The organism is Pseudoalteromonas sp. ESRF-bin5 (genome assembly GCF_002632075.1).
Lineage (GTDB): Bacteria > Pseudomonadota > Gammaproteobacteria > Enterobacterales > Alteromonadaceae > Pseudoalteromonas > Pseudoalteromonas marina.
The window spans coordinates 16,957-33,128 of record NZ_NTLW01000174.1 but is presented as its reverse complement, the minus strand read 5'-3'; the positions used below and the strand labels follow the sequence as shown (position 1 = coordinate 33,128).

Annotated in this window: 19 protein-coding genes; 6 read left to right on the top strand and 13 right to left on the bottom strand. The window is 40.0% G+C overall.

The window, feature by feature from the left end:
* The coding region (locus BCG07_RS10375) for a DUF3581 family protein (RefSeq protein WP_502694065.1) at positions 1-83 on the bottom strand (83 nt) is incomplete at its 3' end.
* 172 nt (positions 84-255) lie between these two features.
* Between BCG07_RS10375 and BCG07_RS10370 the strand changes: the two genes are divergently transcribed.
* Positions 256-654 (top strand): hypothetical protein, encoded by a 399-nt coding sequence (locus tag BCG07_RS10370; RefSeq protein WP_138740921.1) that lies wholly within the window; start codon positions 256-258, stop codon positions 652-654.
* Between the two features lie 96 nt (positions 655-750).
* On the opposite strand, the gene gltX is transcribed toward BCG07_RS10370, so the two are convergent.
* The 4 genes from gltX to proB all read right to left on the bottom strand — a co-directional run bounded on the left by gltX (position 751) and on the right by proB (position 4,878).
* A complete protein-coding gene (gene gltX, locus BCG07_RS10365) occupies positions 751-2,235 on the bottom strand; it encodes a glutamate--tRNA ligase (RefSeq protein ID WP_008130406.1) in 1,485 nt (494 codons plus the stop codon).
* 45 nt (positions 2,236-2,280) lie between these two features.
* Positions 2,281-2,640, bottom strand: coding sequence for a glutaredoxin family protein (locus BCG07_RS10360; protein ID WP_006791909.1), 360 nt, complete (start codon positions 2,638-2,640; stop codon positions 2,281-2,283).
* 72 nt (positions 2,641-2,712) lie between these two features.
* Complete coding sequence (locus tag BCG07_RS10355) at positions 2,713-3,672, bottom strand: GGDEF domain-containing protein (protein WP_243532809.1); 960 nt, start codon at positions 3,670-3,672, stop codon at positions 2,713-2,715.
* A gap of 102 nt (positions 3,673-3,774) precedes the next feature.
* Entirely contained in the window at positions 3,775-4,878 is a 1,104-nt protein-coding gene (proB, locus tag BCG07_RS10350) for a glutamate 5-kinase (protein ID WP_286890034.1), read from the bottom strand.
* Positions 4,879-4,995: 117 nt separating this feature from the next.
* Between proB and BCG07_RS10345 the strand changes: the two genes are divergently transcribed.
* Entirely contained in the window at positions 4,996-5,955 is a 960-nt protein-coding gene (locus BCG07_RS10345; RefSeq protein WP_277054668.1) for a DMT family transporter, read from the top strand.
* Here the strand turns inward: BCG07_RS10345 and BCG07_RS10340 are convergent.
* From BCG07_RS10340 to pdsO, 3 genes are read right to left on the bottom strand one after another with little or no spacing between them, the layout of a single operon-like run.
* A complete protein-coding gene (locus BCG07_RS10340; protein WP_286890033.1) occupies positions 5,850-6,443 on the bottom strand; it encodes a class GN sortase in 594 nt (197 codons plus the stop codon). The two genes, BCG07_RS10345 and BCG07_RS10340, sit on opposite strands and share 106 nt — an antisense overlap.
* Complete coding sequence (locus BCG07_RS10335; protein ID WP_286890032.1) at positions 6,440-8,434, bottom strand: marine proteobacterial sortase target protein; 1,995 nt, start codon at positions 8,432-8,434, stop codon at positions 6,440-6,442. Before BCG07_RS10335 ends, BCG07_RS10340 begins: the two co-directional genes overlap by 4 nt.
* 25 nt (positions 8,435-8,459) lie before the next feature.
* The gene (gene pdsO / locus BCG07_RS10330) at positions 8,460-9,194 is read right to left on the bottom strand and encodes a sortase-associated OmpA-like protein PdsO (protein ID WP_286890031.1); all 735 of its coding nucleotides are present in this window, start codon (positions 9,192-9,194) and stop codon (positions 8,460-8,462) included.
* A gap of 201 nt (positions 9,195-9,395) precedes the next feature.
* Between pdsO and pdsR the strand changes: the two genes are divergently transcribed.
* Complete coding sequence (pdsR, locus tag BCG07_RS10325) at positions 9,396-10,085, top strand: proteobacterial dedicated sortase system response regulator (RefSeq protein WP_039036477.1); 690 nt, start codon at positions 9,396-9,398, stop codon at positions 10,083-10,085.
* Complete coding sequence (pdsS, locus tag BCG07_RS10320) at positions 10,085-12,220, top strand: proteobacterial dedicated sortase system histidine kinase (protein WP_286890030.1); 2,136 nt, start codon at positions 10,085-10,087, stop codon at positions 12,218-12,220. Before pdsR ends, pdsS begins: the two co-directional genes overlap by 1 nt.
* Before the next feature lie 496 nt (positions 12,221-12,716).
* Here the strand turns inward: pdsS and BCG07_RS10315 are convergent, their stop codons facing one another.
* The 3 genes from BCG07_RS10315 to BCG07_RS10305 form a co-directional block, all read right to left on the bottom strand.
* Positions 12,717-13,070, bottom strand: a complete 354-nt coding sequence (locus tag BCG07_RS10315) for a DUF6841 family protein (protein ID WP_277054087.1) — start codon at positions 13,068-13,070, stop codon at positions 12,717-12,719.
* Between the two features lie 94 nt (positions 13,071-13,164).
* Positions 13,165-13,503: a hypothetical protein gene (locus BCG07_RS10310; RefSeq protein ID WP_277054086.1), complete on the bottom strand. Its 339-nt coding sequence runs from the start codon at positions 13,501-13,503 to the stop codon at positions 13,165-13,167.
* Between the two features lie 26 nt (positions 13,504-13,529).
* Positions 13,530-13,937, bottom strand: coding sequence for a HEAT repeat domain-containing protein (locus tag BCG07_RS10305; RefSeq protein ID WP_033025552.1), 408 nt, complete (start codon positions 13,935-13,937; stop codon positions 13,530-13,532).
* Positions 13,938-14,324: 387 nt separating this feature from the next.
* On the opposite strand from BCG07_RS10305, the gene BCG07_RS10300 reads away from it, so the two are divergent.
* Positions 14,325-14,807 (top strand): hypothetical protein, encoded by a 483-nt coding sequence (locus BCG07_RS10300; RefSeq protein WP_277054085.1) that lies wholly within the window; start codon positions 14,325-14,327, stop codon positions 14,805-14,807.
* Positions 14,800-15,003, top strand: coding sequence for a helix-turn-helix transcriptional regulator (locus BCG07_RS10295; protein ID WP_008130424.1), 204 nt, complete (start codon positions 14,800-14,802; stop codon positions 15,001-15,003). Before BCG07_RS10300 ends, BCG07_RS10295 begins: the two co-directional genes overlap by 8 nt.
* Before the next feature lie 392 nt (positions 15,004-15,395).
* On the opposite strand, the gene BCG07_RS10290 is transcribed toward BCG07_RS10295, so the two are convergent.
* Both BCG07_RS10290 and BCG07_RS10285 read right to left on the bottom strand, forming a co-directional pair.
* The gene (locus BCG07_RS10290) at positions 15,396-15,617 is read right to left on the bottom strand and encodes a hypothetical protein (protein WP_286890029.1); all 222 of its coding nucleotides are present in this window, start codon (positions 15,615-15,617) and stop codon (positions 15,396-15,398) included.
* 93 nt (positions 15,618-15,710) lie between these two features.
* On the bottom strand, positions 15,711-16,169 hold the full coding sequence (locus BCG07_RS10285; RefSeq protein ID WP_277054084.1) for a GNAT family N-acetyltransferase: 459 nt from the start codon (positions 16,167-16,169) through the stop codon (positions 15,711-15,713).
* Positions 16,170-16,172 lie beyond the last annotated feature (3 nt).

Sequence of the window (16,172 nt, the reverse complement as noted above, 5' to 3'; positions counted from 1 at the left end):
GCAACGCACTTTGCGAAACGACACCCTTGCTCACGAGAGATAGAAACATAATCAGCGTGCTGCTGAAAGTAAGGACTTAACATAGTTTGTTCACTGCTTAAACTGCTTATAACTTACCCATACTACCAGAAAAAATTTAAAGAGAGGTCGAATCACTTACAAAATGATACAACTTACTTTTGTTTTTGTTTTGCTTGCTTTTGTTTTTATTGATAATTTGTTCTTAAGCCAACAATAACTAAGGGATTAATCATTATGCTGCGTATTTTTGCTGTAACCTGTGTGCTAACTGCACTTACTGGGTGTTCTGGCGTTACTTACCATACCAATATAAACAACGATGTTTTAGGTGATGAAATTGGTACTTATGTAAATAAAAGAGATCTGCATCAATTTTATAGTGACCAACAAGCCCATGAAAGCGGTGCTTCATTATTAGGCCGAATTGAAGGCGAGAGCTGTAATGGAGATGGCCGTGGTGCAAACAGTAACGTTAGTTACAATCGCGCTAAATCAAGTGCCATTGATTCACTTAAAGTGGATGCAATGCGCAGAGGCGGTAATGCCTTTACTATTAATTCTTGTAGAGAAACTCCTCAATCTTATTGCGACATTTCGGTTACTTGTACTGGTCAAGCTTACGACTTGAAATAAATGCAGTAATACCAGAACTAATTAACACTGGCTCCCTAAAACAAAAAAGCCGAGCTTATTTAATAAGCTCGGCTTTTTAAAAAGTATGACTAAAGATTATGCGCTTGGGTATGTGCGGTAAGCACGCTCAATATTTTTAGCCTGCTTTTTAGAAATACCTAAATGAGCAAGTGCTACACGTAAACGCGCACGTGATAGGTCAGAGCCTAAAATTTCCATTGCATCAAGTACCGACGTCGATGACGTTTTACCTGTGATTGCTACAAATATTGGCTCTAAAAAGTCTTTAATTTTAAGCTCATGGAATGTGGCAACCTCTTTTGCAATGGCAAAAATAGCTGGCTTATCAAAACTACGTAAGCCTTCTAATTGCCATACAAAAAATTGTAGTGCTTGGCGTATTACATTTTCGTCGGCTTTGCCCGCCGTTAACAGCGCTGGGTCGTAAGTTGGAATACCACCTACAAAATGACCTGCTAAATCAACCATATCCGACAACGTATTAATACGCGTTTTAGCTTCTGGTAATACTTTAGCTAGCATTTCGCCGTTAAACTTCCAATCAACAAAGCGCTGCACAAGCTCTTCGTCAGTCAAGTTTTCGCGGATCCACGTCCCGTTCAACCAGCTTAACTTATCTACGTCAAATACTGGGCCACCAAGCGATACACGCTTCATGTCAAAGTGTTCAATCATTTCATCAAGTGTGAACTTTTCACGCTCGTCTGGCATTGACCAGCCCATGCGGCCTAAGTAGTTAAGTACCGCTTCTGGTAGGTAACCCATTTCTTTGTAGTAATTGATACTTGTAGGGTTTTTACGCTTAGAAAGCTTTGACTTATCTGGGTTACGTAATAGTGGCAGGTGCCCAAGTACTGGCGCTTCCCAACCAAAATCTTCGTAAAGCTTTAATAGTTTAGGTGCTGAGTTAATCCACTCTTCACCACGGAAAATATGGCTAATTTGCATGTGGTGATCGTCTACCACATTTGCTAAGAAATACGTTGGGAAGCCATCGGCTTTTAATAGCACTTGCATGTCTACGTTTTCCCACGGGATCTCAATTTCGTCGCGTAGGTAGTCGTTAAACTTGAAGGTGCCTTCACTTGGAATTTTCATACGGATAACGTAAGGCTTTCCTGCAGCTAGGTTAGCTTTAATTTCGTCTTCTGTGTGGTTTAAACCACGACCGTCGTATTTAGGACGCAGACCTTCAGCCATTTGCTCTTCGCGCATTTGGTCAAGCTCTTCGCTTGTTGCAAAACAGTAAAATGCTTTGCCTTGCTCAACAAGTTGGTGTGCGTATTTTTTATATAAATCGCTACGTTCAGACTGACGGTACGGGCCAAATTCACCGCCTACATCAGGGCCATGATCCCACTCAAGACCTAACCAACGTAGGCTATCCATTATCGCTTGTTCCGACTCAGGTGTGCTTCGTACTTGGTCTGTATCTTCGATACGAAGAACAAATTCGCCGCCTTGCTGCTTAGCAAAACAGTAGTTAAATAATGCAATATAAGCGGTGCCAAGATGCGGGTCACCAGTAGGTGACGGGGCAACACGAGTACGGATTGTCATGATAATGTCTCTTTAAATAAGTGAGATAAAAATTAAATGAATCGTTTAAGCAGCTACTTTATTTAAGTACGCAATAATATCGTTAGATTCGTAAAGCCATTGAGTTTGGCCATTTTGCTCTATACGTAAACAAGGCACTTTAATTTTGCCACCTTGTTCTAGTAGCTCTTGGCGATATTGCTCATTGTCTTTTGCATCGCGTGTTTCTATGTTTAAGCCTTCGCGCTTAATAGCACGGCGTACTTTCACACAAAACGGGCATGCTTTAAATTGGTAAAGTTTAAAATGAGAGGTTTGCAGATCAAGCTTGGCTTGCTCTTCGCTTGCACGCTTTTTACTACGAGGAGTAAATATAAAATTAAAGAATAAAATTATACAACCTAAAAACCAACGAACGAATTTCATGCTTAATACTCTGACTACAACAATTTAAGGAGCCAGATTTTAGCACAATTTTACAATCAAAAAAGCTCAATACTATTGAGAAATCCTGACTTCTTTACTGACCGTAAGTTCGTGACATGATGTCACCTTATTCCGTCCTGTTTTTTTTGAGTGATATAACGCCATATCGGCTTGGTTTACTATGCTTGAAACGGTGTCAGCGCTCTGCAGCTCTAAAAAGCCAATGCTAATTGTTAACTGCTGTATGTGCTCAAAATCATGACTGGCTACTCGCTGTCGTAAACGAGTGAGTGCATTAAGTGCATCCGTATTTGTTTGCGACTGAAACACTATTGCAAACTCTTCCCCTCCGTATCTAAAAGCATAATCCTCAATTCTAAAATTATTTTTTATGAGTTTAGCAACTTGTGCAATTACACCGTCGCCAACTACATGGCCAAATGTATCGTTAACATTTTTAAATAAATCAATGTCAACAATGGCTAAATACCAACAGCGTTTTTTATGTGCTTGCTCTCGGGGTAATAAAAAACCATTACCGGTGACTATTTCCATTACTTTTTTGTCAAAGGTTTGCCGATTTAAAAGCCCCGTTAAAGGATCAAGCCGCGACTTATGCAAAATCCATAATTGATTCGCATACACATTTAAAATGTACATCGCTAATGCACTTATTCTATCGGTTATTAACTGCTTGGTTTTAATTATTAAAACACCCAGAATGGTATCGCTATGATTAACCGGGATGTATGTTGTTACATCATCAGTCGTATGAATAACCCTTGTTTTACTAGGTGTTGCTTTATTAAGTATTAATTGGGCTTGATTGGGCTCTAGGTATGTTAAGTTGCTGTGTGTGTTTATCAGTATTGGTGGGGCTTGCAAGGTAACGTGCTTGTTTATGTAAATCGCAAAATTATCGACGCTTAGTAAGTCACCTAGCACGTCTATTAAAGCCGAATCTAAATGGCTTTCGTCTTCCTGACAAGTGAGTTCGACTACCCACTCGTGGCCACATGAATTGGCTTGCATTGCCACACCCAATTTGAATAATTTTTAACCAGTATAAACATGTTCTATAACTTTACTAAATAATTAGACAGTTAATTAAAATACATGCTTTTTAGCTAAGCATTAAAGTAGTACCAAATCATCCCTATGCAATACTTCTGCCCCAGCGTCATAACTAAGTAACTGTGCAATATTTTTTGAATGTGCGCCTTTAATTTTATTAACCTCCGAGCGACTAAAGCGGGTTAAACCACGCGCAATTACTTGGTTATTTGTATCAATCAAATCTATTAAATCACCACGCTCAAAATCCCCAAAGGCACAAGTGACTCCTTTGGCCAATAAACTTGCCCCATTATTTTGCAGCGCACGAATAGCGCCTGCGTCTATTGCTATTTGCCCATTACTTTTAGGCCCGGCTAATAACCATTTTTTGCGACCATCTTTAGGCGCTGTCAACTTTAAAAAGCGAGTACCCGGTAATTGCTCGCTCATGCATTTTAAAATAACGTTGCTGCCAGCGCCTTTGGCAATAATAACTTCAACGCCTGCACGCCTTGCTATATCAGCCGCTTGCAGCTTTGTTGCCATACCGCCAGTGCCTAAGTTAGTACCACTGCCACCAGCAAGTTGACGCAGTTCATCGTTTATGTGAGTTACTTCGTCAATAAGCTTTGCATCGGCATTGGTGCGCGGATCGCTGGTAAACAAGCCGTCTTGATCGGTAAGTAATAGTAATTTGTCTGCATTAGCTAATATAGCCACCAAGGCCGATAGGTTATCATTATCACCCACTTTTATTTCGCTTGTCGCCACCGCATCGTTTTCATTTATAATAGGCACCACGTTGTAACTAAGTAAGGCCGTTAATGTATCGCGTGCGTTTAAGTAGCGCTCTCTGTCATCAACATCAGCGCGTGTTAGCAGCATTTGCCCTACGTTTACACCATACAAGGCAAATAAACTTTGCCATATATGAATAAGTTGGCCCTGCCCAATGGCGGCTAACATTTGTTTATCCACTAAGCTCGTACCACAGGATTTTAATAGTTGCTCACGGCCTGCAGCTACGGCGCCGCTCGATACCATAACAACCTGATGCCCCTGCTTTTTAAGCTCGCAGCATTGGCGAACTAACTCAACCATATGAGCTTTATCTAGTTTATCGGTGCCACCAGTTAGTACGCTCGTACCTAACTTTACAACTATTATCTGTTCCCTTTGCATTGTTTTTAGCTATTAAAATTTTATTATGATTTAACTTATACCAGCTCGGTATTTTTGAACAAGTTAAAAATATTCATGCTAGGATCGCGCTATATTTTATTGTTTAAATTACGTCTTATGCCTGCCAGTTTATGTTTAATTATTGCCACTGTTTTATGGGGCAGTTCGTTTATAGCGCTTAAATACGCCATTGCCATTTACGATCCAGCATTAGTGATATTTTTACGTATGCTTACTACGCTCGTTATTTCATTGTGTTTATGGCGTTATGTTATTCGCTTTGAATATCAAAAAGGTGATTGGAAGTATTTAGTGGGCATGTCACTTGCTGAGCCGTGCTTGTACTTTTTATTTGAAGGGCACGCAATGGAATATACATCGGCATCTCAGGCGGGTGTTATTGTGTCGTGCTTGCCAATAATAGTGGCGTTTTTAGCATTTTTTATGCTCAAAGAATATATAAGTAAAGCTATTGTAGTGGGCTTTACGCTATGTATTGGCGGCAGTATTTTACTTACGCTGCTCTCACCAAGTTCAGAACAAGCGCCTAATCCTATTTTGGGTAACTTTTTAGAGTTAATGGCTATGGTGTGCGCTGCATTTTATACTGTTAGTATTAAGCACTTAGCAAACCGGTATTCACCACTGACTTTAATTGCATTACAAGGCATTAGCGGGAGTTTGTTTTTTGCCCCCTTTTTATTTTTTATTGACCTACCCAGCGAAAATCAACACGACCTAACGGCACTTATGAGTATTTTATATTTAGGCTCTTGCGTTACTTTAGGCGGCTACGGTATGTACAACTATGCAATTAGCAAGGTATCGGTGCTTACTGCGGCGGCGTATTCAAATTTAATTCCTATTTTTACACTTATCTTATCGGCCATTATTTTGGGAGAAGTACTTACACTTTGGCAGTGGCTTAGTATTTTTGTGGTATTTATTGGCGTTATGGTTAGTCAGCGCCATCAAGAGCTTGTTGTTGATATACCACTTAGTGAATCTGGTGAAGATATTTCTGCCGATACCAATAACCTCAAATCGGTGCCCGACGCTAATGCATCAAAGGGATAACAGGTAAGTAAATAAAGCCCCGGTGTGCGTAAAAAGTCATGCTGCGATTGATGAATTATATCAACCGCCGTGACTTTATACTGCTGTAACTCCCCGCTTTGTAACTGCATAGTAAACTGATCCCCCACTTTGGCGTGCTGTAAAAACGCAAAGTGGGTGTCGTTATGACCTGCTATTAACGCTCCCTTCTGGCGATTGCCCAATTCCCCCGCGGGCAAAAAATGGCTTGGTGCAAATGCTAAATTTCGACCACTCGCACCACCAAGCACACTTAACGTTTTGTTATGCGATCGAAAAAAAAGCTGCGCGGTTACAAAACTGTCAGCATAAAACCACGGTTTTACTTTTTTACCCGGCTCTGCAAGAGCTTGCTGCCACGCATGCTCAATAAGCACTTGTGCAAGCCATGCCTTTGCTTGCATATACACACCGTGGCCAAACAAGCTGAGCCCAGCAATTAATAGCCCTGCACTTAACCACTTTTTCATGTTTTAACGCGTCTTTTTAATTTAAGAGCACCAAACGTTATAAGTAACATACTACCCAACATTATATGCAGCCTACTTTGACCATCGGTTTGCGGCAAACGCATTTCCATTCCTTGCGGGACTTGGTTAGCGGCTTGCGCAGTTTGATCTGCAACGTCTTTAATTTGAGTGTGTTCAATGGCAATAAACGCAGTAAATGGACTTAAAAGCTGATGCGTTAAAGCTAATTTTTGCACCTCGTCTTTAACACTACTTTGCTCGTTATATAAAAGTAGTGACTTAATTTTTTGACGCGCCCACAATTTTGCTATGCCTTTGGCTTGAGAGCTATTTTGTGTGCTTAATTTAATACTTAAAGGCCCTTGTGCTGTTTGCCCTGTCAGTATCACACTTTTAGCATCATTAAGTTTTATAGCAACCATAACTGGCTCACCAAAATATAAATCAGGCAGTGGTGACGGCCAAAAATCTAAGCTGTTACCGTTTTCATCGCTTAAAGCGAGGTCTGTAATGGCTGGGTGGGCGAGCTTATCAAATAACTGCTCCATTTTAGGCTGTACTTCTTGTGTGCTGCCAATAAAAGTAAATGTGCCTTTTCCTATATCGGCTGCACGGCGCATAAAAAAGCTATTAGGAGCACTACCAATTCCTACCGTAAATAAACGGCTATCACCTAATTTAGCCTGAATATTTTTAAATAAAGTAGCTTCGTTACTTACACTGCCGTCTGTTAAAAACACTACTTGGCGTACAAAACCATCAAACGTACTGCCTTCAAGTACCGCGTCAAGCGCGCCTTGTATTTCGGTGCCACCATCGGCTTCAAGGCTGTAAATAAAACGCTCTGCTCGGCGTAAGTTAAAATCACTGGCTATAAGAGGCCTATCACTCATGGCGTTGACATTATTATCAAAACCAATAATGTTAAAACTGTCGTCGCTTTCAAGTAACGACAGCGCATAAAATAATGCCTTTTTGGCCTGCTCAATAGACTGCCCATGCATTGAGCCCGATGTATCTACTACAAATACCATTTCTCGGGGTAAGCGCTGAGTTTGCGTAAAATGATCTCCAGGCGGCATTAACATAGCAAGGCCATAGCGGTCTGCGTTTTCAAACTGCTGGGTAAAAAAGGCAGCTTGCGCGTTTTCTTTTTGCAACGGCTTAAACGCTAAAACAAAGTCACGATTAGCCCCATTTGTATCGTTCAGTACTATTTTATATTGCCCAAACGCGGGATTATTAACATTAATACGGTGATGTTTAGAGGTTATATCAACAAGCTCTAATCCCACATCTATGTCTATGTTTAAAGTAAACTCACTGCTAGGTGCATCATTATTTTTTTGAACGTTATATACCGGTCTTAGCCAACCACTGGGCGCTAAGTTTTGATCCATAAGGCTTGAACTAGGCTGTTCTAATGTGCCATTTATTGCATGGTAGCGCGGCGTAATTGTGGTAGGGAAACGAATGGTAAAAGTGCCACTGCGGTAATTAATAATTTCTTGATACTCAAGCTCAATGGCCACCTGTTCACCAGGGCCAATATTTGCCACATTAGTGACAAACATATTTGCCCGTTGTTGACGCACCAATGCAGCCTGCTTTCCTGCCTTTTGAGCTTGTGCGTATTTTTTTTCGGCCTCAATTTTTTTATCAATGTGCCCTTTAATAACGCGCTCACCAATACGCATTGTCATGGCGTGCACTGCACTTTCGTCGGGTAGTGGAAACACATAACGTGCATTCACCGCAAATGGGTTTTCGTTTTGATAAGTTTGCTTAACGACAACATGGTTAATTAACCCTGTTACTGTCATATGAGCGTCGCTTTTTAATATTATGGCAGGGCTAACGGGCTTACCTAAGGTATCGGTTAGTTCAAGCTTTGGCGATTGCGCATAGCTGCTATTACTTGCTAATAGCGCTATTGCCGTGAATATAAAAATGCTTGCCTTAACAAGCATTTTGGTTGGGTTACTCAACATAAAATCACTCCATCGAATGCTAAAATTAGTTACTCGCCGTTTGGCCATTTACAGGCGCTAGTGAACGGGTAGTCAGCGTTACTCGACGGTCAAAAAAGTTATCTTCTATTGTATTGCTATTTGCCAATGTGTGTTGTTCACCAAAGGCTTGCGTACTTAAACGTTTGTGGTTAACGCCGTGTTTTATTAAATAACTTTGCACTGCATTTACACGTTTTTTAGACAGTAAAAAATTAGCCTGTTCATCTCCTCGTTGGTCGGCAAAGCCACTTAAATCAAGCGCTAATTGAGGTTGATTGTTTAAAAGTACAACTAACTGGTCGAGCTGTTTAGCAAAGTGAGGCGCTATGGTGCTTGAACCCGTTTTAAATTGAACGGTCATCGCAAGCAGGTTATTAATTTGAGATTGTGTTAACTGCTCGTTTTGCTGTGCAAGCACCTCTAATTGCTGCTCTAACAGATTGTTATGATTAAGTACGTGTTGGTAGTCGTTGGTTTTTTGTTTCATTACTGCCAAGGCGCGTTGTTGTTCATCAAGTTTGTTGTCGGCGACTTTTGCATCACCAATTAAGCCACCAGCAAATGCGCCTATAAACGCGCCGATTGGTCCACCAACCACACCACCAATAATAGCGCCTGTACCTAAACCTATTGCGGTTTCTTGAGTTGCTTCTTTTGAGGGCGAATGTTCAGATGCCGATGAAAATGTCGGAGTAGAAAAACCAGCAACAAGCGTTAGCGCGATTAATGTCTTCTTCATAATATGATCCTTAAAATTGATTTAACTTTGTGATGTTTTGTTTCGATAGGTGCATTAAAACAACACCAAGTGGCAACAAAGGGGAGCAAAAATGGCAAACCGCTGAGCAATTGTGGCAAAAAAATGGCAATTGCCTTTTTAACCGTACATAGCTGAAAAACTTCGATATAGTGCGTTTTAAAATAAATAAGGGTGTGTAGAATGAAAAAAATAGCCATCATTGAAGATGAAACCGCCATTCGCGAAAACTACATGGAAATGTTAGGCGCACAAGGCTACCAAGTGAGTGGTTACAGCGACCGCATAACGGCAGAAAGTGCATTTAAAGACGCACTCCCCGATTTAGCCATCGTTGATATAGGCCTTGGCCACGAAATTGATGGCGGCTTTTTACTATGCCAAACCCTGCGTACCTTATCTAAAACGCTCCCTATTATTTTTTTAACCGCACGCGATAGCGAAATAGACACAGTTTGCGGCCTACGTATGGGCGCTGACGACTACTTAACAAAAGACATTAGCTTGGCACACTTAGCAGCACGAATAGGTGCATTATTTCGCAGAATGGAAGCCCTTGAACACCCCGCCGATGCCAATGCACTTATAACACGCGGGCAGTTAACACTCGACACACAGCGCATGCAGGTTTTTTGGCAACAGCAATTAGTGGATTTAACCGTGACCGAATTTTGGATGCTGCATTCACTTGCGCAGCGACCAGGCCATGTAAAAAGCCGTAACGATTTAATGAGCGATGCAAAAATATATGTGGACGACAGCACCATCACCTCTCATGTAAAACGCATTCGTAAAAAGTTTATAGCCCTCGACTCACAATTTGATTGTATCGATACCGTATATGGTATGGGTTATAGGTGGGAGCAGCATTAATGCTTCGATTTGGCCTACGTAGTAAGTTTATTGTGCTTTCTTGTTTTTTATTTTTACTGCCGTGGCTAGGCTACGAGTACGTATGGGAAATGGAAAAGTTTTTACGCCAAGGCCAAGAAAAAACACTCGTAGGCACAACGCGTGCACTTGCCACTGCTCTGCACGAACGCCCTGCTTTATTTGACGAGCAAACCAACTTTTTAGACCAAGTAATAAAAGGCCGCGATTTATACGCCTATAACTTAAAAAACCCTATTCAGCTCGATGGCAAACTAACCGACTGGGAACCCTACGAACCGTTATTTTGGCATTACGATAAACGCTATTTACAAAAAACTAATAAAGATCACCAAGCCAGCGATTTATCGTTCGACCACATGGTAGGTAAATTTGATAACTACTTATATGCCGTTTTTAATGTTACCGACAACACACTTATTTATCGTGCTAAAAACAGCTTAAGCATTACTAATAACGACCATTTAAAAATTGGTTTAAAAGCCCCTGATGGCCAATTTAATACCTATATCATCGCCCCAAGGCAAGACGGCTGGGTTAATGCATTTAATGCAGACACCAAAGCACCATTTACAAAAATTCAGGGCTATTTTAAACGCACCCAAAAGGGCTACACCGTTGAACTGCGCTTTCCGTTAGCCATGCTAGGAAACAAACTGGGTTTTGCTATTGTAGATACCGATAGCTTAAGCAAATTACCTAACGCTAACGTTATGTCGACCTCTAATTTAAATAACCCAAGCGATTTAGGCTCAGTGCTTGTGCCTTCACCAGAAATTAGCCGCATTTTAAAAGGGATGGGCCACAGTGGCAGCCGTATATGGGTTGTAGACAATCATCACCGCGTACTTGCGCAATCGGGCACGATTCAAAACGCTGATGGAGTATGGGCCGATGGTCTTAAAAATCAGCCACCCAAAAATGCTTGGCAACGCTTTGAGCAAACCTATTTGCACCCACTTTATTATAAAATTTTAACCCGACCTGAAAACGAATTTATAGATACCCTACACGACGTAGCATCTATGCAAGGCAGTCATTTAGCTAATGCATTAAAAGGCCAACCTGCATCGTCTTGGCGGCTCACCCCCGATAGCAAAGCCGTTATTTTATCTGCCGCCTACCCTATTTGGATTGAAGACAAAGTCATTGGTGCAGTAATAGCTGAAGAAACGACAAATGGTGTGCGTACGCTTCGTAATAAATCGCTCGAAAAGTTATTTAACGTTATTTTAGCCGTTATGCTGATTGGTACCGTGACTTTATTCTTTTTTGCATCACGAATATCGAGCCGTATTAGGCGCCTTCGCGATACCGCAGAGCAAGCAATAGATGCACAAGGGCGTGTTACCGGCAGTATTAGTTACAGTGATTCTAATGATGAAATTGGCGACCTGTCGCGTAGCTTTGCAAATATTGTGAGCCGATTGGGCGGCTATACCGACTATTTAGAAAACATGTCGTCGCGTTTATCTCACGAACTACGCACGCCTGTTGCCGTGGTACGATCATCCCTTGAAAACTTACAAAGTTTGGAACAAACCGAGCTTAGCCAAAAATACCTCGATCGCGCCAGTGAAGGCGTAGAGCGCTTAGGTAAAATAATTACCACCATGAGTGAAGCTACTCGCCTTGAGCAAAGTATTCAAAGTAACGAGCCTGAGCCTTTTGATTTACAAAAAGTAATAAATGGTTGCATGCAAGGCTATCAGCTTACTTACCCAAACCAGTTATTTACGCTTGATGTATGCCAAAACAAATTACCTATGCAAGGCGCACCTGAGTTTATAGCGCAGCTGCTTGATAAGCTCATTAATAACGCACTAGAGTTTAGCCAAGCTAATACCGCGATTAACGTAACGTTACAAAGCAAAGATTCACAAGCAGTTCTAAGCGTAAGTAATACAGGCCCATTATTACCCGAAGGGCTAAGCGAGCACATATTTGACTCTATGGTGTCGGTGCGCAGCCAGCACATGCAGCAACAACCGCATTTAGGCTTAGGGCTTTATATTGTAAGGCTGGTGTGCGATTACCATAAAGGCAGTGTAACTGCGCAAAATAATACACAACATAATGGGGTCACTTTTACAGTAAGTTTGCCGTTAGCAAATTAGTTGAAAATTATTTAGTTTTAAGTCGTTTTTAGCCTTACCTAATGGGGCTAGCTGAAAGTTCTAATTAAATGCAAGAAACAAATAAGTGTAATTGGCGGGAAAAATTAGCTGCTTATTAAGTGAAATCATGTCCACCCAGGCTCTGCATATGTTTTTTTGTCGTATTCAGGGAATTCAGTATTGTACTCTCCCCACCCCATATATTTGTAATACTTGGTCATTGCCTCAAAATGAGATGAAGCTTCACAAATTCAAATAAGTTTAGCCTCAGTTCCTAGAAGAGCTCGAACCTCATCTCCTTGTGGACCAGACAAACAAAATGTTTGCTCATTATTACTTTCTACCCAGAGCTCATGCTTCATAAGTAGTGGTATTTAAATAATCAACAACGTGCTCGGTAACGTTCAACACAAGAGTAAAACTTTCATAAGCGTATACACCCCAACGAACAAAAAATGTGTTTGTTAACAAACTAGCAGCCATTACCGAAACTACCTTAGTAAACATTAGCGCTAAATATGAACCATGAGTTATCGATTTGGTGGCAAATATAAAGTGTACGAAAATCTATATTTGAGCCTTTATTATAAAGCCGCCACCCAATGGTAACAGCGGTTTTATCTTTACCCAGTTGCTGTTTTTCAAGCACGTTAAATTCAGTATTCTGGTAACCTAAACTGCGCATAGTTTCACAATTAAAAGTAAACTTTTTAACGAGAGCATCTTTATCTGTAAATGTTTGTACACCGTCGCCGTCTGCAATAGCGCAAGGTAAACGGTAAAGGTTAGCTATTGCTTGTGGGTTGAATGCATCAAAAGCCGCCGCATATTTTCTAAAAAGTTCGTCCATGTTTTCCCGAGCCTCCTGACGACATAGCTATACCAATTTAATGGTGGATTAAAGTGAGCGTAAAACGTTATTTCACTGAAGTTTAATTACAGTACTAGTTGCTAACTTTTACAGTTAAGTAAATATAACCAATATATAAAATTACAAACACATACCCTATAGATATCAAACTATTAATGCCCCATACACCGTACCAAAACTTACCATAAAAATAAGTGTTCGCTCTTAACTTAGCATTAAATAGTGCGATAGATGAAGGAATTAACAACAAGGCTGAAAAACCAAAAAGTGGTGCTACAAAAAACATTAAAAACAAGCCAATAGCACCTTCTACTGAAGCGCTACTGTCAGGCGAAAGCGGAGCTAAAGCCCAAAACAAACACAAAAATGACACTATTGATGTCAATAAACCTAAAAATTGAATTGAACGCATACCTTCCTTGTTAACCCCGCTAAAAATTATGACTTTGTTAGAGCTAGTAGTTTTTCAGCTGCACGCTCACTTACGGTTTGCCACGAATCATTAACTAATATTTTTAAAACTCGCTCGGTAACCTTGCCATTATTTACCAGTGCGTTTCTTACTGACGGGTCACTGTCAGTCGCAAAGGCTAGCATTAAAGATTCTGTTATTTTTCTTTTTCTTGCAACCATATCTCTAACTTTTGGATCAGGGTGCTTTGATAACACTTCGAGAACTTCGATTGGAACAGCCTTATTTTGTGCCACCCAAAATGCCATATCTGGGTATTTTTCTAGCACACATTTCCATACTTGAATGTCGGCTCCTTCATGAGCAGCGCGACAATACTCCTCTGGAATATTGCTTTCTCTTAATCTTTTAAATTCCTCCGCGCTCTCGATCATAGGTAACTATAGGCCCCTTTTAGGTTAACTCGTTTAAATTTATTTTATTAATAAAACAACCATATCTGAGTTCCTACTTTGGTTCAACTTGTTAATCAAACTTAGCAAAAATAAATTAAATCATTGTTTTTAAAATATATTTTTAATTTATTTTCTCTCTTGTTTTTTAAATTTTCTTTCTCATTTTTATCCAAGTATTAGATTAGTACAGGCTCAGTACTCACTTAACGCGAATTAAAAAATAAAAAAGGTTGCCTTTATGTAACCTTTGGGTATCATTGATACCTAGGGGTTACATATGGTGTATTTAGGTATCACATGAAACCTTAAGTGGAGTAAACAAAACGCGACATTATTGGGTCGCCACTAAAAAGGGATATACAACAAATGGCAAAATCAATATCAGTACTACCAGAACAAGAACAGCAATATTTAACAATTACTGGAAAAACCAGTATTACTCTAGCGTTTTTCTTGTTAGCAGAGCTGCTTTCAACAGTAATCAGCAAAACCGATTCAGTTATATATTTACTAGTAGATTTAACTTTATTTGCGAGTTTTATCTATTTTCTTGTGTTAGGTACTAAATCGATGAAGTTTGCTAAGCACATATCAAAACTTGGTTTCTGGACATATAAATTTAACGACGAGTATGTGGATTATGTTAGTTCGCTCAGCCTTCGCGCTATTTGTCATATTATGGTAATTGGCGGAGCATTTCTCGCTTATAGTGGCGACAGTAAGTGGTTTGTGGAATTAATAGCCCCTTTCAATCCCACAGATGCACTTCAAATATTGCTTTGCTTAGCAGCTGCTACACATGGCGCATTGATTTTGTGGAAACTTGGCAAGGAAGAGCTTTATGAATGAAGATTTAGATAATCATATTCACAAACTTCGGTTACAACATAAAATATCTCAGCAAGAGTTGGCAGATGCCATAGGCGTTTCTAGAAAAACCATTAGCACAGTAGAAACCGGGCGTTTTACACCGTCGGTGGTTATTGCACTAAAAATAGCGGCTCATTTTTCTGTTTCTGTTGAGCAAGTATTTACCTTGAGGTAAACATTCTGACTCAAGAGCCGATGAAAATGCATTAAGCAAAAACTAATAGCAACAAATTAGGCGCTTTTAATATAATAGGCCTGTGCATCATAAGCCCAAAAAATGTTGGGCCTATTTAATAATGCGAAGATGCAGCTATAGATTTACTTCAAGTAAGTTTTAGGTTCTACGATATTACTCTAACAATGGACCTGACTGCGATGAGATCACACTATGAGATTACTATGTAGCGCATCTAAATGTTTTTGCCTTATGCAACTCGTTTAACAACCACATAGGCAAACAAAGTAAACTGAATTTTTATTGATTTAGAATTGACCGCACTGAATAAAGCGGTAAAAGAAATACACGTGCTTCCTAGCATAATTAAGACTGATATATTTTTATGTAAATTACACTTTAATCAATCTTATGTCTTTAATCATATTCACGGACATTTTTGCCCACAAAAGAATACCAATAAAACCTAAACCAAGTAAGAAGTAGTGCTTAATGTTGCTTAACCCATCAGCATACATAAAGATAATAAAGTTGTACCCAAATAAAAATACCGCAAATAATGGGATGGTAATTATTGCAGCAAATATTTTAAATTTACGTGATTGACGAACCATTGTAAGTACTCCTCTTTATATGTAAGACCATCAAAGTCGACTTAAAATGGTTGGCTTAAATGAAGTGAACAGCCCGCTAATATTTAACCCTTGTTAACTGCTTTTTAGTTTACGTTCTAAGAATACAACTCTCGTTTTACCCAACTTTGCCGTTTTAAACTCAGAATAACCACGACGTTTGTACATCGCTAAATTACGAGCACTAAACTCCCCAGTAAAAAGCTCGACACGATTAGCTTCTGGAAATACAATTTCAAGTGAAGAAAGCAACTTAGATCCAACACCCTTGCCATGTAGGTCAGGCCATACCGCCATGCGTCCAATATGACAACTACCAGCTTCTAAGCGAGCTTGACCGCTTGCCAATAACTTACCGTTATCAACAACTTTCAAAATGGTTTTCTTCTCAAAGTCTGCTTTCAGATCATCAAGCGTTTGAGTTAAAGGCGGGATATTAAAGTCATTATGCAGTTCAGCTTCTGATTGATACGCAACGCGTTGGAGCTCTAGTAAACTTTCTGCATCTTCTATTGTGGCGTGAAATATTTCCATATA